At 62.6% G+C, this 21,231-nt stretch carries 26 protein-coding genes; 13 read left to right on the top strand and 13 right to left on the bottom strand.

What is annotated here, in order from left to right; genetic code table 11:
* The first annotated feature begins 34 nt into the window (after positions 1–34).
* Positions 35–946 (top strand): RNA polymerase sigma factor RpoH, encoded by a 912-nt coding sequence (gene rpoH / locus NKI59_RS09515; RefSeq protein ID WP_023678514.1) that lies wholly within the window; start codon positions 35–37, stop codon positions 944–946.
* Positions 947–1,380: 434 nt separating this feature from the next.
* Positions 1,381–1,893 (top strand): hypothetical protein, encoded by a 513-nt coding sequence (locus NKI59_RS09520; RefSeq protein ID WP_352703764.1) that lies wholly within the window; start codon positions 1,381–1,383, stop codon positions 1,891–1,893.
* Between the two features lie 182 nt (positions 1,894–2,075).
* On the opposite strand, the gene NKI59_RS09525 is transcribed toward NKI59_RS09520, so the two are convergent.
* From NKI59_RS09525 to NKI59_RS09540, 4 genes are all read right to left on the bottom strand, one after another.
* On the bottom strand, positions 2,076–2,948 hold the full coding sequence (locus NKI59_RS09525; RefSeq protein ID WP_352471144.1) for an MBL fold metallo-hydrolase: 873 nt from the start codon (positions 2,946–2,948) through the stop codon (positions 2,076–2,078).
* Positions 2,949–3,098: 150 nt separating this feature from the next.
* A complete protein-coding gene (locus NKI59_RS09530; RefSeq protein WP_023678511.1) occupies positions 3,099–3,758 on the bottom strand; it encodes a peroxiredoxin in 660 nt (219 codons plus the stop codon).
* Positions 3,759–3,933: 175 nt separating this feature from the next.
* Positions 3,934–4,299, bottom strand: coding sequence for a cell division protein ZapA (locus tag NKI59_RS09535; RefSeq protein WP_254816554.1), 366 nt, complete (start codon positions 4,297–4,299; stop codon positions 3,934–3,936).
* A 4-nt stretch (positions 4,300–4,303) separates the two neighbouring features.
* A complete protein-coding gene (locus NKI59_RS09540; protein ID WP_006200774.1) occupies positions 4,304–4,576 on the bottom strand; it encodes a DUF4164 domain-containing protein in 273 nt (90 codons plus the stop codon).
* A gap of 260 nt (positions 4,577–4,836) precedes the next feature.
* On the opposite strand from NKI59_RS09540, the gene tkt reads away from it, so the two are divergent.
* The 3 genes from tkt (at position 4,837) to NKI59_RS09555 (ending at position 10,106) form a co-directional block, all read left to right on the top strand.
* Positions 4,837–6,828: a transketolase gene (gene tkt / locus NKI59_RS09545; RefSeq protein WP_352703766.1), complete on the top strand. Its 1,992-nt coding sequence runs from the start codon at positions 4,837–4,839 to the stop codon at positions 6,826–6,828.
* A gap of 158 nt (positions 6,829–6,986) precedes the next feature.
* Positions 6,987–7,997, top strand: coding sequence for a type I glyceraldehyde-3-phosphate dehydrogenase (gene gap, locus NKI59_RS09550; RefSeq protein ID WP_352703768.1), 1,011 nt, complete (start codon positions 6,987–6,989; stop codon positions 7,995–7,997).
* 219 nt (positions 7,998–8,216) lie between these two features.
* A complete protein-coding gene (locus NKI59_RS09555) occupies positions 8,217–10,106 on the top strand; it encodes a potassium/proton antiporter (protein WP_352613491.1) in 1,890 nt (629 codons plus the stop codon).
* Positions 10,107–10,275: 169 nt separating this feature from the next.
* Here NKI59_RS09555 and NKI59_RS09560 read toward each other — a convergent pair whose 3' ends face one another.
* On the bottom strand, positions 10,276–11,193 hold the full coding sequence (locus tag NKI59_RS09560; protein WP_352457948.1) for a polyprenyl synthetase family protein: 918 nt from the start codon (positions 11,191–11,193) through the stop codon (positions 10,276–10,278).
* Positions 11,194–11,272: 79 nt separating this feature from the next.
* Here NKI59_RS09560 and NKI59_RS09565 point away from each other — a divergent pair, with 79 nt between their 5' ends.
* From NKI59_RS09565 to NKI59_RS09575, 3 genes are all read left to right on the top strand, one after another.
* Positions 11,273–12,031, top strand: coding sequence for a biosynthetic peptidoglycan transglycosylase (locus NKI59_RS09565; RefSeq protein WP_031212144.1), 759 nt, complete (start codon positions 11,273–11,275; stop codon positions 12,029–12,031).
* A gap of 139 nt (positions 12,032–12,170) precedes the next feature.
* Positions 12,171–12,353: a 50S ribosomal protein L32 gene (rpmF, locus tag NKI59_RS09570; protein WP_006203806.1), complete on the top strand. Its 183-nt coding sequence runs from the start codon at positions 12,171–12,173 to the stop codon at positions 12,351–12,353.
* Positions 12,354–12,552: 199 nt separating this feature from the next.
* The gene (locus tag NKI59_RS09575; protein ID WP_023678503.1) at positions 12,553–12,954 is read left to right on the top strand and encodes a hypothetical protein; all 402 of its coding nucleotides are present in this window, start codon (positions 12,553–12,555) and stop codon (positions 12,952–12,954) included.
* 10 nt (positions 12,955–12,964) lie between these two features.
* Here the strand turns inward: NKI59_RS09575 and NKI59_RS09580 are convergent, their stop codons facing one another.
* The 3 genes from NKI59_RS09580 to NKI59_RS09590 all read right to left on the bottom strand — a co-directional run bounded on the left by NKI59_RS09580 (position 12,965) and on the right by NKI59_RS09590 (position 14,323).
* Complete coding sequence (locus NKI59_RS09580) at positions 12,965–13,396, bottom strand: GlcG/HbpS family heme-binding protein (protein WP_352703770.1); 432 nt, start codon at positions 13,394–13,396, stop codon at positions 12,965–12,967.
* Between the two features lie 96 nt (positions 13,397–13,492).
* On the bottom strand, positions 13,493–13,723 hold the full coding sequence (locus NKI59_RS09585) for a hypothetical protein (RefSeq protein ID WP_023678501.1): 231 nt from the start codon (positions 13,721–13,723) through the stop codon (positions 13,493–13,495).
* A gap of 75 nt (positions 13,724–13,798) precedes the next feature.
* Positions 13,799–14,323, bottom strand: a complete 525-nt coding sequence (locus NKI59_RS09590) for a winged helix-turn-helix transcriptional regulator (protein ID WP_352703773.1) — start codon at positions 14,321–14,323, stop codon at positions 13,799–13,801.
* 97 nt (positions 14,324–14,420) lie between these two features.
* Here NKI59_RS09590 and NKI59_RS09595 point away from each other — a divergent pair, with 97 nt between their 5' ends.
* On the top strand, positions 14,421–15,272 hold the full coding sequence (locus tag NKI59_RS09595) for an alpha/beta fold hydrolase (protein ID WP_352703775.1): 852 nt from the start codon (positions 14,421–14,423) through the stop codon (positions 15,270–15,272).
* 61 nt (positions 15,273–15,333) lie between these two features.
* Positions 15,334–15,990: a glutathione S-transferase family protein gene (locus tag NKI59_RS09600; protein ID WP_352677877.1), complete on the top strand. Its 657-nt coding sequence runs from the start codon at positions 15,334–15,336 to the stop codon at positions 15,988–15,990.
* 142 nt (positions 15,991–16,132) lie between these two features.
* On the opposite strand, the gene NKI59_RS09605 is transcribed toward NKI59_RS09600, so the two are convergent.
* The 3 genes from NKI59_RS09605 to NKI59_RS09615 form a co-directional block, all read right to left on the bottom strand.
* Positions 16,133–16,420, bottom strand: coding sequence for an ArsR/SmtB family transcription factor (locus NKI59_RS09605; RefSeq protein ID WP_023678497.1), 288 nt, complete (start codon positions 16,418–16,420; stop codon positions 16,133–16,135).
* A gap of 31 nt (positions 16,421–16,451) precedes the next feature.
* Positions 16,452–17,699, bottom strand: a complete 1,248-nt coding sequence (locus NKI59_RS09610) for an MFS transporter (RefSeq protein ID WP_352677879.1) — start codon at positions 17,697–17,699, stop codon at positions 16,452–16,454.
* 96 nt (positions 17,700–17,795) lie between these two features.
* Complete coding sequence (locus NKI59_RS09615; protein ID WP_023678495.1) at positions 17,796–17,990, bottom strand: DUF1192 domain-containing protein; 195 nt, start codon at positions 17,988–17,990, stop codon at positions 17,796–17,798.
* A 124-nt stretch (positions 17,991–18,114) separates the two neighbouring features.
* On the opposite strand from NKI59_RS09615, the gene NKI59_RS09620 reads away from it, so the two are divergent.
* Together NKI59_RS09620 and NKI59_RS09625 are read left to right on the top strand one after the other, a co-directional pair.
* Positions 18,115–19,125 (top strand): NAD(P)H-quinone oxidoreductase, encoded by a 1,011-nt coding sequence (locus NKI59_RS09620; RefSeq protein WP_352452476.1) that lies wholly within the window; start codon positions 18,115–18,117, stop codon positions 19,123–19,125.
* A 132-nt stretch (positions 19,126–19,257) separates the two neighbouring features.
* Positions 19,258–19,398, top strand: coding sequence for a DUF1127 domain-containing protein (locus tag NKI59_RS09625; protein WP_023678493.1), 141 nt, complete (start codon positions 19,258–19,260; stop codon positions 19,396–19,398).
* On the opposite strand, the gene NKI59_RS09630 is transcribed toward NKI59_RS09625, so the two are convergent.
* The gene (locus tag NKI59_RS09630) at positions 19,395–19,760 is read right to left on the bottom strand and encodes a hypothetical protein (protein ID WP_352452477.1); all 366 of its coding nucleotides are present in this window, start codon (positions 19,758–19,760) and stop codon (positions 19,395–19,397) included. The genes NKI59_RS09625 and NKI59_RS09630 overlap by 4 nt on opposite strands.
* Here NKI59_RS09630 and NKI59_RS09635 point away from each other — a divergent pair.
* Positions 19,753–20,448 (top strand): DUF1013 domain-containing protein, encoded by a 696-nt coding sequence (locus NKI59_RS09635; protein WP_023678492.1) that lies wholly within the window; start codon positions 19,753–19,755, stop codon positions 20,446–20,448. The two genes, NKI59_RS09630 and NKI59_RS09635, sit on opposite strands and share 8 nt — an antisense overlap.
* 58 nt (positions 20,449–20,506) lie before the next feature.
* Here NKI59_RS09635 and NKI59_RS09640 read toward each other — a convergent pair whose 3' ends face one another.
* Positions 20,507–21,226 (bottom strand): helix-turn-helix transcriptional regulator, encoded by a 720-nt coding sequence (locus tag NKI59_RS09640; RefSeq protein ID WP_352703778.1) that lies wholly within the window; start codon positions 21,224–21,226, stop codon positions 20,507–20,509.
* Positions 21,227–21,231: the final 5 nt, after the last annotated feature.

Genomic DNA, 21,231 nt, shown 5'->3' on the forward strand with positions numbered 1-21,231 from the left:
GGGGGCATCACTCCAATAGAGAGGGGGCGCTATCATGGCCCAGTCATTACCCAGTATCGTTTCCGGCGAAGGCGGTCTCAGCCGCTACCTGGAAGAAATCCGCCGCTTTCCGATGCTTCAGCCGCAGGAAGAGTACATGCTCGCCAAGCGCTATGCCGAGCATGAGGACACCACAGCTGCGCACAAGCTCGTCACCAGCCACCTTCGGCTCGTCGCCAAGATCGCCATGGGCTATCGCGGCTATGGCCTGCCGATCGGCGAGGTGATCTCGGAAGGCAATGTCGGCCTGATGCAGGCCGTCAAGAAATTCGAACCGGAGCGCGGCTTCCGTCTCGCCACCTATGCGATGTGGTGGATCAAGGCCTCGATCCAGGAATACATCCTGCGCTCGTGGAGCCTAGTCAAGATGGGCACCACCGCCAACCAGAAGCGCCTGTTCTTCAACCTGCGCAAGGTGAAGGGCAAGATCCAGGCGCTCGACGAAGGCGATTTGAAGCCCGATCAGATCACCGAGATTGCCACCCGGCTGAACGTCTCGGAAGCGGAAGTCGTGTCGATGAACCGCCGCCTGTCGGGCGACGCCTCGCTCAATGCGCCCATCCGGGCCAGTGAAGGCGAGTCCGGCGAATGGCAGGACTGGCTGGTCGACGACCACGAAAGCCAGGAAGAGATGCTGATCGAGCAGGACGAGCTGGAAAACCGGCGCGGCATGCTGTCGGGCGCTCTTGCCGTGCTCAACGACCGCGAACGCCGCATCTTCGAGGCGCGCCGCCTCGCCGATGAGCCGTTGACGCTTGAAGAGCTGTCGGCCGAGTTCGATATCAGCCGCGAGCGCGTGCGCCAGATCGAGGTGCGCGCCTTCGAGAAGGTGCAGGACGCGGTCAAGGCCGCAGCCAAGCGCCAGACGCAGGCGCTGCGCACCATCGAGGCGCAGCCGGCGGCGTAAGGCCTTCCGGTAGAAACAAATAACGGCGGCGTCAGGTAACTGGCGCCGCCGTTTTTTTCTAAAGCGCGTCGCGTTCGGGCCGGCCTTGTGCGGCGCGCTTTAGATTCTTGTTTTTATGCATGTCGTTATCGCAAAACCGCTGCACACTTTTGCGCGACATGCATTAGCGGGTTGCCGGTTCCGCGGCGCCTTCGCGGATGTCCGATCCGTCGCCCTAACTGCTCAGTAGCCTTGCCAGGCGTCCCCAGACGATCTCATTGATAGCGGCATTGTCGCAATTTTCCCCAAGCCCTGAAAACCGCAAGGCTGCAAGCTGTGGCGGCAATGTTGCGGCGCCGACCGCGGCATTCCACAACCCGGCGCTTGCGGCAGGCGGGCGCGACAACGGTCCGTCGGGCAGTTGAGTTCGTCTATTGGAAACGAAAGGAAGTGTGATGATGACGATTTCTCCGTTTCTGGCCGCCCTCGGATCCGACGGTCCGCCAGCCGATCGAGCGAAAGACATGGCCCTGTATGGATGGCTAATTGGAAGCTGGGAAATGGACTCGGTCCACTACCTCGACGACGGCACAATCCAGAAATGGGATGGCGAATGCCATTTTGGCTGGGTGCTCGAAGGCCGCGCGATTCAGGACGTTTGGATCAGGCCCAAGCGCCCTGCGCCGTCGACGATGTATGGTACGACCTTGCGCATCTTCGACCCTGGGATCGATGGCTGGCATATCATATGGAACGACCCGCTCAACCGGGATCACTCGCGCCAGATCGGGCGGGCCGAGGGTAAGGACATTGTCCAGCTCGGCAATGACTCGCGCGGTCTGCAAACTCGATGGCGTTTCACTGAGATCACTGCCACCAGCTTCCATTGGATCGGCGAGGAAAGATCTTCCGAGAGCGATCCTTGGCAAATCACGTATAAACATTTAGCCCGCCGAACAAAACCCTGACGCTGGACTGGCTGGCGTCTGCGCTGCTCCTCATCCGGCTGCCGCCACCGTCGTCCCGCATAGACCTATCGGATTCAAACATCGCAAAAATCGAATCAGGATCAATAGCTTGGATGACCATCGCAGAACGATGAGGGCGGCGCCGAATCTGAATGGCATTGTAGTGCCAGCGACCCATCCTCTCACAGGCAATCGAGCGGAAACTTCAGATAGCGCTGCCCGTTGGATTCCGGTTCCGGCAGGCGTCCGCCATTCATATTGACCTGCAGCGCGTGCAGGATCAGCCGCGGCATCGGCAACGTCCTGTCGCGGGCTTGGCGGAGCGCGACGAAGTCGGCTTCCGTCTTGCAGCCGGCAACATGGATGTTGCCGGCTTTCTGCTCCGCGACCGTGCTTTCCCACCGCGCTTCGCGACCGCCCGGCTGGTAGTCGTGACCGACGAACAGACGTGTCTCGTCCGGCAGCGCCAGGATGTCCTCGATCGAACGCCAGAGCCGCTCGGCACTGCCGCCCGGAAAGTCTGTCCTTGCGGTGCCGCTGTCCGGCATGAACAGCGTGTCGTGGATGAAGGCGGCGTCGCCAATGACGTAAGTGATCGAGGCCAGTGTGTGGCCCGGCGAGAACAGCACTCTTGCCGCAATGCCGCCGACCGAAAAAGTTGCGCCGTTGGCGAACAGCCTGTCCCATTGCGAACCGTCGGCGGGGAATTCCGGCCAGTTGTAGATCACCTTCCACAATTTCTGGACGTCGATGACCTTCTCGCCGATTGCCGTCGGCGCTCCGGTTCTCCCCCTCAGATAATGGGCGGCGGAGAAATGATCCGCATGCGGATGCGTGTCGAGGATCCACTCGACCTCCAGCCCGCTTTCCCTGACGAAGTCGAGCAGGGCGTCGGCGTTTTTCGTTGCCGTTGCACCGGACCTTTCGTCGAAGTCGAGCACCGGATCGATGATGGCGCATTTGCGGGTCGCCATGTCGGCGACCACATACTGGACGGACCCGCTCGGCTTGTCATAGAAGCCGGTGACCTGCGACCTGGCCGATAATGCGTCCAATCCAGCCTCCTTCGCCCCTCACCACGGCAGGAAGGATTTTCTCTGCCAAGGCAAATTAAAGGCATGGTTGTCCGTCAACCAGGCATCGTCAAGCACCCCATGCTCACACGGCCAGGAAAACCGAAAACTCTCTGTGCCGCCTCTGCCTGCTCAGGCGGAAGGCTGCTTGGTTTTCCTGAGATATGGCAGGATCGTCTCATAGGCGCCGAAGCGCTTGATGGCATCCTCATTCGAGACGGCAGCGGTGATGATGACGTCCTCGCCCTGCTTCCAGTTCGCCGGCGTCGCCACCTGGTGCTTGGCGGTCAGCTGCATGGAATCGATGGCGCGCAGGATTTCGTCGAAGTTGCGGCCCGTCGTCATCGGGTAGGTGAGAACCAGCTTGATCTTCTTGTCGGGCCCGATGACGTAAACCGAACGCACCGTGGCATTGTCGGCGGGCGTGCGGCCTTCCGAGCTCTCGCCGGCACCCGCCGGCAGCATCTCGTAAAGCTTGGCGACCTTGAGATCCTTGTCGCCGATCAGCGGGTAGTTCACCGAATGACCGGTCGCGGTCTTGATGTCGTTCTGCCACTTTTCATGGCTTTGGACGGGATCGACCGAGATGCCGATGATCTTGACGTTGCGCTTCCTGAACTCGCCTTCGAGCCCGGCCATTGTGCCGAGTTCGGTCGTGCAAACCGGCGTAAAGTTCTTCGGATGGCTGAACAATACCGCCCAGCCGTCGCCGATCCATTCATGGAAGCTGATCGGTCCTTGCGTGGTCTCAGCGGTGAAGTCCGGTGCGATATCGTTGATGCGAAGGCTCATGACGTGTCCCTTACCCTGTGCGTGCAGATCGCAGCCGGCGTTGCCCGGCGCTGCTTTTGCCTTTCTATCACTCCGGCGTCATCCTTCAAACGCCTGTTGCGCCGGCATCAAGGCCGGCGGCGAAATATTTTCATTGCTTCTCGGCAAATGCAGCAGGAATTTTCGCTGCGCTGGTTCAGGCCTTGTTCACTGCCAGCGTCGTCGCCAGGTCTTCCATGCGCTGGGCCAGTGCGCCGAGCGCCCCGGTCAGCACGGAATCGTTCTTGTCGGCCTTGGTCAGTGCGTCGTCGCGCGTCTTGCGCAGCGTCAGCACTTCGCTTTCCATGCCCTTGACCCGCTTCTGCAGTTCCGAAAGCTCGTCCATGACCATGATGCCGGCCATCACGGTCAGCCGCTGGTCGCCGATCTCGCCAAAAGAATCCTTCAGATGCGAGACATAGCGGTCGAAGCGCTCGGCAAGATCGATCAGATGCTCTTCCTGGCCCTCGTCGCAGGCCATCCGATACTGCTTGCCGTCGATGGAAACCGTGACTTGTGCCATTGGCCTACCTGTCCAGTACCGCGCGGATGGTTTCCATAGCTGTCACCAGCCTTCGCGACACTTCCTTGTTGGCATCTTCCAGCCGTTCGGCGCGGGCCTCGGAATTGTCGAGCTCCTGCGCCAGCCGCGAGCGGTCGGCGTTCATCCGCTGCACTTCGGCCTCGGCTTCCGAATAGTCCCGCTCATGCTCAAGCTTGGCCGCGACGGCGTTTTCCAGCCCTTCGATGGCCTTACCCAGCCTGGCAATGACTTCCTTGAGGGTCGTTTCCCCGGTCATGGCTTTCGTCCTGCGCCCTGCCCATCACCGAATCATCCACGTTCAGAACGCGTTATCCCTGAAACATTACGCGTCGTGTGAACCGCACGTCAATAAAGCTGTCGCGACTGTCCCCTGCTAACGCTAATGTAAGTCGCGCACGGCCATCACAAGACCGGCAAAAGCACACCGATTTGTTGACTAAAAGGCCGCGCCTGCTATGTGTCGCGCACCCTTTTCAAGGGCTTTCCCAAGGCCCAAACCCCCATTTTGGAGGAAGCATGACCTCGCGCGAACAACATGACCGGATGGCCAATGCGATCCGTTTTCTCGCCATGGACGCCGTCGAGAAGGCAAATTCCGGCCACCCCGGACTGCCCATGGGCTGCGCCGACATCGCCACGGTGCTGTTCACCCGCTTTCTCAAATACGATCCGAAAAGCCCGCATTGGCCGGACCGCGACCGCTTTATCCTGTCGGCCGGCCACGGATCGATGCTGCTTTACTCGCTGCTCTATCTGACCGGCTACGAAGACATCACCATCGACCAGATCAAGCAGTTCCGCCAATTGGGGTCGAGGACGGCGGGCCACCCGGAATACGGCCATGCCGCGGGCATTGAGACGACGACCGGCCCACTCGGCCAGGGCCTTGCCAATTCGGTCGGCTTCGCGCTCGGCGAGCGCATCATGAATGCCGCTTTCGGCAAAGATCTCGTCGACCACTACACCTATGTGCTGGCCGGCGACGGCTGCCTGATGGAAGGCGTATCCCAGGAAGCCATCGCGCTTGCCGGGCATCTGAAGCTGAACAAGCTGATCGTCTTCTGGGACAACAACAACATCTCGATCGATGGCCCGGTGTCGCTCGCCGATAACACCGATCAGGTCGCTCGCTTCCAGGCGTCCGGCTGGAATGCCAGCCATATCGACGGCCAGGACCCGGAAGCGATCGCCTATGCCATCGAAGCGGCCCGCCACTCCGACAAGCCGACGATGATCGCCTGCAAGACGACGATCGGCTTCGGCGCGCCGACCAAGGCCGGCACCAACAAGGCGCATGGCTCGCCGCTCGGCGCCGAGGAAATCGCTGGCGCCAGAAAATTCTTCGGCTGGGATTATCCGCCCTTCGAGGTTCCGGCCGATATCCTCGACGCATGGCGTACCGCCGGGCGGACCGGCGTCAAGGCGCGCACCGACTGGGAAAGCCGCCTTGCCAAGGCTGATGCCAAATTGCGCGCAGAGTTCGAACGCCGCATCAGTGGCACGCTGCCGGCCAACTTCGACGCCGTCATTGGCGATTACAAGAAGAAGCTCGTCGCCGACAAGCCGAAGGTCGCCACCCGTAAGTCATCGGAAATGGCGCTGGAGGTCATCAACGGCGCCCTGCCCGAAACCATCGGCGGCTCGGCCGATTTGACCGGCTCCAACAACACCAAGACCAGCCAGACCAAGAACATCACCGCCGACGATTACGGCCAGCGCTACGTTCATTACGGCGTTCGCGAGCACGGCATGGCGGCCGCGCTCAACGGGCTGACATTGCATGGCGGCATTATCGCCTATGGCGGCACTTTCATGTGCTTTTCCGATTATGCCCGTCCGGCGATGCGGCTTGCTTCGCTGATGGGCATCCGCTCGATCTTCGTCATGACCCATGATTCCATCGGCCTTGGCGAAGACGGCCCGACCCATCAGCCGGTCGAGCATCTGGCAGCACTTCGCGCCATTCCGAACCACAATGTCTTCCGCCCCGCCGATGCGGTGGAAACCGCGGAATGCTGGCAGTTGGCCATTGAGTCGGAAAAGACGCCTTCGACATTGGCGCTGACCCGGCAGAACCTGCCGACGGTACGCAACGACTTCGTTGCGGAAAACCTCTCCAGCCGCGGCGCCTATGAACTTGCCGCCGCCAGTGGCGAGGCGGCGGTGACGATCTTCGCGTCGGGCTCCGAGGTCGAGATCGCGCTGGCCGCCCGCGAGGCCCTGGAAAAGCACGGCCACGCGACCCGCGTCGTCTCGGTGCCGTGTTTCGAATTGTTCGACAAGCAGAGCGCCGACTATCGCAGCAGGACGATCGGCAATGCGCCGCTCAAGATTGCCATCGAAGCCGGCATCCGTCAGGGCTGGGATCACTTCATCGGCACCGACGGCATCTTTGTCGGCATGACCGGCTTCGGCGCCTCCGGCACCATCGAACAGCTCTACCCGCATTTCGGCATCACAGCCGAGGCAACGGTGAAGGCGGCGGAAGCCCGTCTGCATGGCAAATGAAAGTGAGCCCCGCCCGGCAAAGGCTGGCATAGCGGTTTTGCCGGGCGGTGGAGCACTAATCGATTTAAATCCACGCCTCGGCGGCTGGATTCTTTGCCCGTCCGCCGTTATGAAGCTGCGGACTTGATCTTCGGCCTCCAACTCCCAGGGAGAGAACAATGACCGTTAGAGTTGCCATCAACGGATTCGGCCGCATCGGCCGCAACATCCTGCGCGCCATCCATGAATCCGGCCGCAAGGATATCGACGTCGTCGCGGTCAACGATCTCGGCCCGGTCGAGACCAACGCGCATCTGCTGCGCTTCGACAGCGTGCATGGCCGCTTTCCGCATGAGGTGACGGTTGACGGCGACCAGATCATCGTCGGCAAGGAGAAATTCAAGGTCACCGCGATCAAGGATCCGACGCAACTGCCCTGGAAGGAGCTTGGCATCGACATCGCGCTCGAATGCACCGGTATCTTCACCGCCCGCGACAAGGCCGTCGCCCATCTGACCGCCGGTGCCAAGCGCGTTCTCGTCTCCGCTCCGGCGGAGGGCGCCGATCTCACCGTCGTCTATGGCATCAATCACGACAAGCTGACCAAGGACCACATCGTCATCTCAAACGCCTCCTGCACCACCAACTGCCTGGCGCCGCTGGCGGCCGTGCTGAATGAGGCGGTCGGCATCGAGAAGGGCATGATGACGACGATCCATTCCTACACCGGCGACCAGCCGACGCTGGACACCATGCACAAGGACCTCTACCGCGCCCGCGCCGCCGCGCTGTCGCAGATTCCGACCTCGACCGGTGCTGCCAAGGCCATCGGCCTGGTACTGCCCGAACTCAAGGGCAAGCTCGACGGCATCTCCATCCGCGTGCCGACCCCGAACGTCTCGCTCGTCGATTTCAAGTTTATCGCCAAGCGGCCGACCACCGTCCAGGAGATCAATGACGCGGTGATCGCCGCCTCGAACGGCAAGCTGACGGGCATCCTCGCCGTTACTCGTCACCCCAATGTTTCGATCGACTTCAACCATGATCCGCATTCCTCGATCGTGGCGCTCGACCAGACCAAGGTCATGGACGGCAACTTCGTTTCGGTGCTGTCGTGGTACGACAATGAGTGGGGCTTTTCCAACCGCATGGGCGATACCGCCGTCGCCTTCGGCAAGACCATCGCCTGATCGCAGAGCCAGCTTCTTGACCTGGAGACGCCCGGCTCAGTCCGGGCGTTTTTCATTGCAGCACGAACCGCCGAGGCACGCTCCGCTGCTCGGGGGTGCCAAAACTTTCGACGATCGGCAGCGTGTGGGGCAAAAAGCCACGCTGCTGCCTTGCAGCGGCCATGTCTTCGCCCCACTCTCCCGTGATGCCGGAGCATATCGACTAGGGGCGACCAACGAATGGAGCATGGTATCTATCTTGTGACGCTCGTTGGCGCAGCACTTGTCGTTGCCGCCGCGTTTTCAAGCCTGATCGCCTTCCGTTTTGGCGCCCCTCTCCTGCTGCTGTTTCTCTGCATCGGCCTCGCCACCGGAACCGACGGTCTCGGCATCCATTTCGACAATGCCCGAGTTGCTTATTTTGCCGGCTCATTGGCGCTGGCGGTCATCCTTTTCGATTCCGGCTTCGGCACGCCGCTCAACGCCTTGCGGCAGGCGGCCGGGCCGGCGCTGTCGCTGGCCACATTCGGCGTCCTTTTGACCACCGGGCTCTTCGGCGCCGCCGCCTATTATCTGCTCGACCTGACCTGGCTGGAATCCTTCCTGCTCGGTGCCGCCGTCGCCTCGACCGACGCCGCGGCGGTGTTCTTCCTGCTGCGCGCCGGCGAGATCAATTTGCGCGAGCGCGTGCGGTCCACGCTCGAGGTGGAATCCGGCACAAATGACCCGATCGCCATCTTCCTGACCATCACGCTGGTCGAGGTCATCGCCGCCAATACCCACCCCGAGGCCAAGGTGCTGGTCACCGATCTTGCCGTCGGCTTCCTCGTCAATATGGGGCTCGGCGCGGTCATCGGCATTCTCGGCGGCATGGCCATCGTGCGCCTTGTCGATCGCCTCAATCTCGATCACGGCCTGCTGCCGATCTTCGTGCTGACGCTGTCGCTTATGGTGTTCGCTGCCGCCGGTGCCGTCGGCGGCTCCGGCTTCCTGGCGGTCTATCTCGCAGGCCTGATTGCCGGCAATTCCGATATCCGGGCCGTCACCATCCTCAAGCGCTTCCAGGACGGCATGTCGTGGCTGGCGCAGATCATCATGTTCCTGATCCTCGGCCTGTTCGCGACGCCTTCGCAATTTCCGGCGATCCTGGTGCCGGCAGTGCTGCTCGGCCTGTTCCTGGTATTTGTGGCACGGCCAATCGCCGTCTGGCTCTGCCTGGTGCCGTTCCGTCTGCCACGCCCGGAAGTCGCCTTCGTCTCGTGGGTTGGCCTGCGTGGTGCCGTGTCGATCCTGCTTGCCATCACGCCGCTGCTCGGCGGTCTTGAGAACGGCCGCCTCATCTTCAACACTGCTTTCATCATCGTGCTGGTCTCGCTGATCATCCAGGGATGGACCGTCGGGCCGCTGGCGCGCCGTCTCGGCCTTATCGTGCCGGCCCGCCTGGGACCGCTCGACAAGGTCGAATTGGAACTGCCGGGCTCCGCCCATCATGAGCTTCTCGCCTACCGCGTGGCACCTGGCAGCCCGGTGGCGCGCGGCGAACGCATTCCGCGCTGGGCGCGGCCGTCGCTGGTGCTGCGCGACGGACGCTCGATGCGCTTCCAGGATATGGGCCGGCTCGCGACCGGCGACCATGTCTACATCTTCGTGCCGGACCGCTATCCGCGCCTGCTCGACAAGCTGTTCGCCAGCCGTGCCGTGGTCGATCCCGAGGACGCGGATTTCTTCGGGGCCTTCGCCGTCGATCCGTCACGCCCCGCCGAGGAACTGGAGACCGCCTACGCGCCGGGCCTGACCGAAGCGGAACGCAAGCTCAGCATTGGCGACCTGGTCACTACCCGGCTCGGCGGCCACGCCGAATACGCCGACCGCGTGCTGCTCGGTCCGATCGAGCTGATCGTCCGCGACGTCGACGACAAGGGCAGGATCACCGGCCTTGGCCTGTCCTTTGAGCCGACCGCGCCGGTGGCGCGCGTTCCGGTGTTCCTCAGCGCCGGCGAAATCCGCGACCGCATCGCCGCCTTCATCCGCAACCGGCGCAAGCCGGCCGAGGCGCAGGCGGTCGAGGCGGCGGCCGAGATGGAACCGGTTCCGCAGCCCGTGGTGGAAAAGACAACTGGCGAAGGCTGACCGCTGTCCACCCGAGCCGCGGAACCCTGCCGCGAGGCTGAAGAATGGCTCGGCAACTGGTGTGGCGGGTCCATGTGGTCCGACATCGCCGGAAATGATCCCGATCGGCCGGTTGCGAGGGCGTCCGGCCGATCAGTCGCCAATTCTCCGGCGCGCCATAGGGGCGCGCTTAATTGTTGCGGGCCGCTACGAACTGCGCCGCTTGTTTCAGAAGCGCAGCTTGCTCGCCAAAAGGTTCGAGCAACGCATGAGCCTGGTCAACGAGGCCATGGAGCTGGCCCCGCGCCCAGTCCGGTCCGTGCAGCGCGACCAGCGTCGCCTTGCCGGCCGCGGCATCCTTGCCGGTCGCCTTGCCCATCTGATGCGCGTCGGCGGTCAGGTCGAGCAGATCGTCGGCAAGCTGAAAGGCAAGCCCGATCGCCGAGCCGAACTCGGCCAGCCGTTCGCGGTCGCCCGACGGCGCGCCGGCAAGGATAGCGCCCGCTTCGCAGGCAAAGCGGATCAGCGCACCGGTTTTCATCGCCTGAAGCCGGATGATGCCGGCCTCGTCCGGCCGGCTTTGTTCGGCTTCGAGATCGAGCATCTGGCCGCCGACCATGCTTCCCGCCCCGGCGGCGCGGGCCAGTGCCAGCACCAGCGTTGCCCTGCGCTCGGCCGGCAGCATTGTCGCCTCGTCGGCAAGGATGTCGAAGGCAAGTGTCAGCAAGGCGTCGCCCGCAAGAATGGCGGTCGCCTCATCGAAAGCCCTGTGCACGGTCGGCTGGCCGCGGCGCAAATCATCGTCGTCCATGGCCGGCAGATCGTCATGGATGAGCGAATAGCAGTGCACGCATTCGAGCGCCGCCGCGACGCGCAGCGCCGCCTCGCCGTCGGCTGAAAACAGTGCAGCACTTTCCATGACCAGGAAGGGACGCAGTCGTTTGCCGCCGTTCAGCACGCCATGTCGCATTGCCGCCATCAGGCGTTCGGGCCGCGCGACCTCGCCCGAAAGCGTCCGTCCGTCGAGCAACCGCCTCAGCAGCGCCTCGAGCGGAACTGCCCGGGCAATAAGTGCAGCTTCGAACGCCATTTGGTCGTCTTTCGTCATGGTCGGGAGCGGTAGCCGACACTCAGACGTTGCGCAAGAAGCCAAGCGCCATTATGCCGGGGGCAGGGAGTAGCGCGGACTGGGTGGCTTGGCGGAACCGATCGTCGATCACGAAACCGAAGGGTTGGACATGGCGAGACCGAGACGCGGCAGCCGCATCGGTCTTCAACGCTGGGTCCGGCGCGGCATCGCCGTCGCCGTCGTGCTGGCGCTGGTGCCGGTGGTGCTGACCTTCCTGTACCTGCCGACATTCGTGCATCCGGTGTCGACATTGATGCTGAAGGACCTGGCGACGTTTTCTGGCTACGATCGGCGCTGGGTTTCCATCGACGATGTGGCGCCGGTGCTGGCATATTCGGTCATCATGTCGGAGGACGGGCAGTTCTGTTTCCATCGCGGCGTCGATCTGGGCGAGTTGCGCGGCGTCGTCGACGATGCGCTCGCCGGCGAGATGACACGTGGCGCCTCGACCATCACCATGCAGACGGTAAAGAATCTTTATCTATGGTCGCGGCCGTTGGGCTCGGTCCGTAAGGTCGTGGAACTGCCGCTGGCCGTCTATTTCGATGCGGTGCTGTCGAAACGGCGGATCATGGAGATCTACCTCAACATCGCCGAATGGGGACCGGGCATCTACGGTATCGAGGCCGCCGCCCAGCATCATTTCGGCGTCTCGGCAAAACAGCTGTCGCGCCGGCAGGCAGCGCTGCTTGCCGTCACCTTGCCGAATCCGATCGTGCGCAATCCGGCGAAGCCCGGGCCGGGACTGAGGCGGCTTGCCGCGTTGATCGAACGGCGCGCCGGCCGCGCCGGCGCCTATGTCGGTTGCCTGCGATAGTGTCAAAAAAAAACACGGCGACGCTGGCCAAAACGCCGTCGGGCGTGTATAGGCACCCGACTTTCTCAGATTCCGGCCCCTGATGTGGCCCTTTCACGAGGGCCGCCGGGGCGTTTTGACCATGTAGTGGAGCATATCCATGGCCGTTCCGAAACGAAAAACCTCTCCGTCGAAGCGCGGCATGCGCCGTTCTGCCGACGCACTGAAGGCCCCGACCTATGTCGAGGACAAGAACTCCGGCGAGATGCGCCGTCCGCACCATATCGACCTGAAGACCGGCATGTATCGCGGTCGCCAGGTTCTGGAGCCGAAGGAAAGCTGAGAGAGCTTTCGACGGTTTATGGGTTGCGAAACGACCGGCCATTGGCCGGTCTTTTTGCGTTTGCGACAACTGATCGTATCAGCCGGGCCTGACATTGTTGTTTCACGCCGTCTTTGTCCGTGTTTATCGGCCGCACGAAAATTCTTGACGGCGAACGCCGGGCGCACTCTACAAAGATCAGTCCAACCGGAGCCGCCACATGTTCGGTGCCATCCCGCTGCTGATCGTGCCTTTCATCCTCTACAATCTCGGGCTTCTGGGAATATTCGGCAGCGGCGACGATCCGTGGGCCACCGAAATGTTTTCGGTCCGGATGATGTCGGGTGGCGTGTTCTCGATGACCCTCGGCGACCTCATCGTGCTGATCGCACTGATCTTCTTGTTCGTCGAAGTGGTGAAGTCGACGCGCACGACAAATGCCTCGATCATGGACCATCTTTTGTCGACCTTCGTCTTTGTGGCCTATCTGGTCGAGTTCCTGCTGGTGAAGGGCGCCGCCCATTCCGTTTTCTTCACACTGATGGTCATAGCGCTGATCGACGTGCTGGCCGGCTTTTCGGTGTCGATGCGGTCGGCCACCCGCGACATCAATATGAGTTAAGGATCCCGACTCAGCCCGGGTCAGCGGTGAAGCCAGCCGCCTCGACGCCGGCGATGGCTGCCGTTTCATCATTGTCGGACGTGTCGCCGGAAATACCGATGGCGCCGATGATCGTGCCGGCGTTGTCGCGGATCAGCACGCCGCCGACGACCGGCAGGACGCGCCCGCCCGACACGTCGGAGACGCCGGCGATCAGATGCGGGCGCTCCTTGGCGAAAGCTTCCACCCGGCGCGAGCCCATGCCGATAGCGAGCGCGCCATAGGCCTTGCCGGCCGACATTTGCTGACGCAGGAACGAGGCGCCGTCCTGACGCTGGAACGCGACCAGATGGGCGCCGGCGTCGAGCACCGAGACGCCAAGCGGCCTGAGCTTGAGCTCGGCACCCTTGGCAAAGGCGGCGGCGATGATTTCAAGGGCTTTGTCGAGCGTCAGTGCGGTCATGGCCGTCTCCTAAACGCGCCAGTTATCAACCGGCAGAACAGCTCCGAGTGAACTGTTTCGCGTGCGAAAGGAAGCATGCATTCTGGGAGCGCCGGCCTATTTCTTCTTGGCGCGAGGCTTCTTCACCGGGGCCGGAGGCGCATTGGCCAGGTCTTCCGCTTCCTTGGCGAGGCGCAGCGCCCGCAGCTTGTTGGTCTTGGCTTGGCGAGCGTCGCTCTCGGCGACATATTCCGCCATCGCCTTCTGGCGAACCGTGGCTGCCTCTTCCTGTTTCTTGAAACGCAAATCGGCCCGCGCACGGGCAGTGTCCTTAGAGTTCTCGACCAAGAGCGTTATCCAATCCGTAAATTATCTTCAGTCCCTTGATAGCAGAGCCAGCCCGCAATTGGGAAAATAAGTTGGTCATGGCGCCGGATCGCAGCCGACTCGCTCCGCCTTGCGGGCGACTACCGCATCGTATCCGGCCTGCAAAGTCGCGCGGACGGTGGGTCCAGATGGGGCGGGAGACGCACCCAGATGCTCGTGGCGCAACTCGTTCATGAACTTATCCCACATCGGCGGGCCGCCTTTTTCCAGAAGCTCGGCACGGATAGAGAGCTCTTCGCTGACCGGCAGCCAGACGCGGCTCCAGGCGCCGAGATGCGCCAGGATCGGCACCAGCGTAATCGCCATTTCGGTCAGGCTGTAGATCGCCTTTTGCTTGTGGGAGGGATCATCCGCCTTGGTCAGCATGCCGAGCTCCATCAGCCGCTTCAGCCGGTCGGCGAGGATGTTGGAGGCGATGCCCTCCATCGAGCCGTTGAGCAGTTCGCGAAAGTGGCGTCTGCCGCCGAAGATGATGTCGCGAAGGATGATCAGGCTCCACCGGTCACCGAACACTTCGAGCGACAGGTTGATGGGGCATCCGGACCGACGATCGATGTTCATGCGAATCTCCAAAAACCGGTTGCATTATCGTATCGGTTTTAATATCGTGCAACTGATTGCAAAATGCAATCGGATTGGAAGCCCAAGGAGGAAAGCCATGAAAAACGCCGAACACCCCGAAATCGCATCCCAGACGTTCGGCGATCCAGCCCATCCGGCGGTGTTGTTGATCATGGGCGCGATGGCTTCCATGCTTTGGTGGCCCGAAGCGTTTTGCCGGAAGCTGGCCGGCGAAGGTCGCTTCGTGATCCGCTATGACAATCGCGATACCGGCCGTTCGACCAAATACGCGCCGGGCGAGCCGCCTTATACATTCGACGACATGGCGGACGATGCTATCCGCGTCCTTGACGACCATGGAATCCGAAAGGCGCATGTGGTCGGCATGTCGATGGGCGGCATGATCGCGCAGCTTGTTGCGTTGAGATACCCGTCGCGTGTCACTTCGCTGACGGTGATCAGCAGCTCGCCCTTGGGCATCGATACGTCGCATTTGCCCGGAACCACCGAGGCCTATAGGAAACATTCGGCCGAAGGCGCGGAGGTCGACTGGTCTGACCGGGGCCAAGGGGTCGATTTCATGGTCAAAAACGCGCGTGCGCTCGCCGGCACCGCGCATCCGTTCGACGAGGCGCGGACGAGAGCGTTCGTGGAACAGGACTACGACCGGTCCGGCGGCTTTCTCAGCGCGACCAATCACTTCATGCTCAAGGGCGGCGAAGATCGGAGCGGCGAGGACTGGACGGGGCGGCTGCACGAGATGAAGATTCCGCTCCTCGTTATCCACGGCACCGACGATCCGATCTTTCCAGCCGAGCATGGCGCCGCTCTTGCCGACGCGGTCGCCGGTGCAAGACTGGTCCGGATCGAGGGCGGCGGCCACGAGCTGCATCCCGACGATTGGGCCGCGATCATCGATGCGATCGTCGCCCACAGCCGGGCCACGTAGCAGCGGGCCGAACCTTGACACCGGATGCCCGCGAGACGAAGCACCAAAGATAGGAGCAAAAATGTCCCTGACGATGCATCTTCATCCGCTGGCCTCCTTCTGCTGGAAACCGCTGATCGCGCTCTATGAGAACGGCACGCCATTCACATCCGTCGTTGTCGATCTCGGCAATGAACAGTCGCGCGCGGCGTTTCTGAAATTGTGGCCGCTCGGCAAGATGCCGGTGCTGCGCGATGAAACGCTGGACCGGACCGTGCCGGAATCGACGATCGTCATCGAATATCTCAACGCGAATTATCCTGGGCCGGTCGAACTGATCCCCGCCGATCTCGATCTCGCTCGCCAGACCCGGCTCGCCGACCGCTTCTATGACTTCTATGTCCAGGAACCGATGCAGAAGATCGTTGGTGACCGGCTGCGGCCGGAGGGCAAGACCGATCCGTTCGGCGTCGAGCAGGCCCGCGCCCAGCTGCGCAGCTCCTACGCCATCATTGAACAGGACATGCAGTCGACGACATGGGCGGTGGGTGCGAGCTTCACCATGGCCGACTGCGCTGCCGCCCCCGCGCTGTTCTACGCCAACAAGGTCGAGCCGTTCGGAGACGAATATCCTGCGGTCAGGCGCTATCACGACCGGTTGCTGCAACGCCCCTCGGTTGCCCGTGTGATCGAGGAAGCGCAGCCGTATTTCAAGCTCTTCCCCTACAACAATGGCTAGAGTGGTTCATCGTTCACGGAAACGCCGAACCGCTCTATCTCTTTGTTTTTGCGCAATTCCGTACGGAAAACCGTTTCACACTTTTCCTGGAATTGCTCTAGGCCCGATGCTGCATAGTTGCTCGACGCGCTGACGATGCCTCTCAGCTTCCGGGTGAACCGAGCTGCTCCGCATCCCAGAACTGGTCAAGCCAGATGTTGAGCTTCAGGAAGCCGGCATTGCTGACCGTATAGACGCGCCTGGTGCCTTCCGGCTTGGCGTTGACCAACCCCGCATCAAGCAGCACCTTCAGGTGCTGCGAAACGGCCGGGCGGGACACCGGCAAGCCGGATGCCAATTCGTTGACGGTCTTCGGTCCGCGCCGGAGCTCTTCCAAGAGATGGCGCCGGTTGGGATCGGCAATCGCCATGAAGGCGTCGGAAAGCATCATGCCTTATTTGTGGGGCAAAGCGCCTCGAATCTCAACTGTCGGCTTCAGCTTTTCTGCGCGGGTCGAGCCGCAACGCTTCCGGCGTCACCGAGCGATCGGCGGGCTGGGTCTTGAAGGCATCGCGGCCTTCGATCGGCACCGGCGCGCGACGGCTGATGCGCAGCAGCGTATAGCCAGCCAGGCTGAGATGCGCGAGCGCAGTGGCCAGGAACAGCCCCTCAGGGCGCATCCAGCCCATCAGGCCGGCGGCCACCAGCGGACCGATCATCGTGCCGAAGCCATAAAGCAGCAGCAGGCCGCCCGACACTTTGACGAAGTCCTCCGATCGCGCATGGTCATTGGCATGCGCCACCGCGATCGAATAGAGCGTGTAGGCGAAGGCGCCGTAGGCGGCGGTGCAGACGATGACGAAGACGCCGGAGCGCGGTTCGAACAGGAAGATGGCGATGGCAAACAGCGCAGCGCCGAAGGCCGCGCCCGCCAGCACGAAACGACGGTCCGTCATGTCGGAGAGCCGCCCGGCCGGAAGCTGCATGGCGGCGCCGGCGATGACCACGAGGCTCATCATCAGCGCGATCTCGGCTGTCGAGATGCCGATGCGCGCTCCATAGACGGCACCAAGTGTACCCCAGGCGCCGTTGGCGATGCCGATCAGCACGCAAGCGATCGCCGACACCGGCGAATTGCCGTAGAGTCCCTTGACGTCAAGCGACACGTCCTGCAGCGGCTTGGGGTGAGACGCCGTCGAGACCGCCGTCGGGATCAGCGACAGGCAGAACAGAATGCCGGTGATCATGAACAGCGACGCCGATCTCACATCGCCGCCGGCAACGATCATCTGACCGCCCATGATCGAGGCATAGGTGACCATCATGTAGAGGCCGAAGACGGTGCCGCGGTTTTCGTTGGTGGCCTTCTCGTTGAGCCAGCTTTCGATGACCATGAAGGCGCCGGCCATGGTGAAGCCGGTGAAGGCGCGCAGCAGGATCCAGGTATATTCGTCGATGATCAGGCCGGTGAGCAGTGCGACGATCGCTCCCGATGCGGCAAAGGCGCCGAAAGCCCTGACATGACCGGCGCGGCGCACGATGCGTGGCGCAAAGAAGCAGCCGGTGACGAAGCCGCCGGCCCAAGCCGTGCCCATCAGGCCGAGCGATGCCGTCGAGAAGCCCTCCACCTGGCCGCGCAGCGGCAACAGCAGACCGTGCAGTCCGGATGCCGCCAACAGGAACGCGGTGCCGCGCAGCAGCGAGAGGATCGGTCTGTAGCTTGCGAACATTTTTCAATCCGGCTGGGGTTTAGGGCACAAGTCTGGAGACAGCGGCATTCGGGCTTTTCGGCGGCGTGCCCGAGCTTTTGGAATTACCCGCAGTAACTACCCGCGGCGAAACAGCGCCTCTGCCGCCGACTTGGTCGAGCCCTTGGTCTTGAGCTCGGCTTCCAGCCGGGCGATCTCGTCGCGCAGGATGCCGATCCGTTCGGACAATTCATCGACGGAAAGCAGCGACAGATCCTGCCCGATCTCGTGCGGGCGCGCTTTCTTCTTGGGTTCGTCGTCGAAGATCGCCATCGTCGCTCCTCCGTGATTGCCCATTTGCCTGATTTGCCAATGAGCATACATAGGGCAAGGGTATGGATGCAAATGGCGGGCAAGAGCTGGCACGAGAAACCGGCGGAGCACGACGGGAAAATTCATGGCGAACGCACAGAAAATTCCGGCGAAGATGATGGCGATCGCCATATCGGAACCGGGCGGGCCGCGGGTGCTGAAAGCGGAAACCCGCGACGTACCGGTTCCCGGTCCCGGCGAGATCCTGATCCGGGTGCGGGCCGCCGGCGTCAACCGGCCGGACGTGCAACAGCGCAAGGGCGCCTATCCGCCACCGCCGGGAGCGTCGGATCTGCCGGGCCTGGAAGCAGCAGGCGAAGTCGCTGCCCTTGGTGACGAGATATCGCGCTGGCGCGTCGGCGACCGGGTCTGTGCGCTGACGGCGGGCGGCGGCTATGCCGAATATGTCAGAGTGCACGCCGGCAGCGTGCTGCCGCTGCCCGCCGGCTTTACCTACACCGAAGCGGCGGCGCTGCCGGAAAACTACTTCACTGTTTGGCACAATGTCTTCGAGCGCGGCGGCCTGAAGAGCGGCGAGACCCTGCTCGTGCATGGCGGCTCGTCGGGTATCGGCACCACGGCGATCCAGCTTGCTGCCGCTTTCGGCGCCTATGTCGTCACCACCGCCGGCAGCAAGGAGAAATGCGACGCCTGCCTCAAGCTCGGCGCCGACCGGGCGATCAACTACCGCGAGGAGGACTTCGTCGCCGCAGTCAAGGAGGCAACCGGCGGCAAGGGTGCCAATGTCATCCTCGACATGGTCGGCGGCGACTATGTGGCGCGAAACTATGAGGCTGCAGCCATGGAAGGCCGCATCGTCCAGATCGCGACGCAGGGCGGGGCGGTGGCGAGCGCCGATTTCTTCAAGATCATGGCCAAGCGGCTCGTGCACACAGGATCGCTGCTCAGGCCACGCACCGTGGAGTTCAAGGCGGCAGTTGCGGCTGCGCTGGAGGCGCAGGTTTGGCCGCTGCTCGGCACGCGCAAGGTTGCGCCGGTGATGGATACGATCTTCCCGCTCAAGGAAGCGTGGCGGGCGCATGAGCGGATGGAGGAGGGTGAGCACATCGGCAAGATTGTGCTCGATGTCGCCTGACGGCCCGCAAACAGGCTGAACGAAAGCTTAATGGTGCAATGCAACAAACGCATTGCGGCCATGCAAAAGCGTCTGTTCAATTTTTCATCGCCGATGCCTATTTACGCGGCATCAAAACGATGGAGGACTATCATGAACCCGATCCGCGCTTTCCGTAACTGGCGCATGTACAACGAAACCGTGCGCGAACTGAACCGGCTGAATGCTCGTCAGCTCAACGACCTCGGCATCAACCGCGGCGACATCGAGAGAATCGCCCGCAAAGGGCTTTAATCTCGAGCACGATCCCGCTCGAAGACCGGGCGCTGCTTTTCGGCAACGCCGAGCCGCGGTTCGGGATCAAGCTTTAGAAGCCAGAGCCGCAGCAGACGGATTTCCGTCGCCGGTTCCGAGCCCGCCCGACCTTGGTCTGGCGGGCTTTGTCTTTTTGAAGCTTTCGACTGCATGGCGTCATCTGCCGACCCTTCGCGGTCTGCTGGTCGCGCTGCCGTGCCGTCCTTGACGCGCGCCTGCCAAAAACATTGCGAAACGGCGAGCGAGCGGTTATATAGACCGCGATTTTCCCATTTTGGTGGCTCTAAACCACCGCCCGCGCGGGAACGCGGGCGAACGAGAAGGATTTTTGTAATGGCCAATACGCTGCTGATGCCAAAGGCGACCGCCGTCTGGCTGGTTGACAACACAGCGCTTTCCTTCGAGCAGATCGCGCAGTTCTGCGGACTGCATCCGCTTGAGGTCAAGGCGATCGCCGACGGCGAGTCGGCGCAAGGCATCAAGGGCATGGACCCGATCATGACCGGCCAGCTCACTCGCGACGAGATCGCGCGCGCCGAGAAGGACGCGAACCACCGGCTGAAGCTCTCGGATCCCAAGGTGCGGGTGCCGGAATCCAAACGCAAGGGTCCGCGCTACACGCCGCTGTCGAAGCGCCAGGACCGGCCCAACGCCATCCTCTGGCTGGTGCGCAACCATCCCGAGCTCAAGGATGCGCAGATTGCCCGCCTTGTCGGCACAACGAAGTCGACGATCGACCAGATCCGCGACAGAAAGCACTGGAACTCCGCCAATCTCCAGCCGATGGATCCGGTGACGCTCGGCCTGACGTCGCAGATCGACCTCGATATGGAAATCAACCGCGCCTCGCGCGGCCGCGAGCAGGCGCAGCCGGTCGGCGATACGCTGCTGCCGGCCGCCTTGACCGAACGGCTGGTGCCGGCGCCCGAAAAGCCGAAGGACGAGGACCGCGAACTTGACGCCAACGCCGTCTTCGCCAAGCTTTCAGCGCTGAAGTCGAAGGACAAGGACGCCGACGAAGAGGAATAGGTCTGGCATCCAAAACAAAAAGCCCGCTTTCAAGCGGGCTTTTTTGTGATCTTCCGTGTCAGCTTCGCGCCGCCCGGTCCGGCGCCATGCCGTAATCCTCGCTGCGCTCCACCGCGCGATAGAAATCGGCGAGCTGCTTGCCGCGCTCCGGCTTGAAGGTGCGGCCGGCGATGACCACCGAGGCGATGCGGTCGATGCGGAAGGCGCGGAAATCGCCGCGCATCTCACACCAGGCGACCAAGGTCCACACCTTGCCCCAGAACCACAGGCCGAGCGGGCGGATGTCGCGCGCGGTGCTGCGGCCGGCTTCATCCGAATAGTCGATGGTCAGCACCTGACGTTTCTCGATGGACCGCTCGATCAGGTCGATGGCTTCGCGGGCGGCATCGCTTATCACCCACATCGGCGTGTGGATCTCGGTACGCGCGATACGGTCCTTTTCGGCGTCGGGCAACACGGCGCCTATCTTGACCAGCGCCTCGTCGGCGGCTCGCGCCATGGCCGCGCCACCAAAGGCGCGCACCATGCGGGCGCCGGCGACCAGCGCGACGATCTCGTCACGCGTGAACATCAGCGGCGGAAGGTCGAAACCCTCCCTCATCATGTAGCCGACACCGGCCTCGCCGTCGATCGGCACGCCGGTCGACTGCAGATCGGCGATGTCGCGATAGATCGTCCGCTCGGAAACCTCGAGCCACGTGCCCAGCTTCTGGGCGGTGACCAGACGACCACCACGCAGATGCTGCACGATCTGGAAGAGCCTGTCGGCGCGGCGCATCGTAT

This window comes from Mesorhizobium sp. M0598 (assembly GCF_040320865.1).
GTDB lineage: Bacteria > Pseudomonadota > Alphaproteobacteria > Rhizobiales > Rhizobiaceae > Mesorhizobium.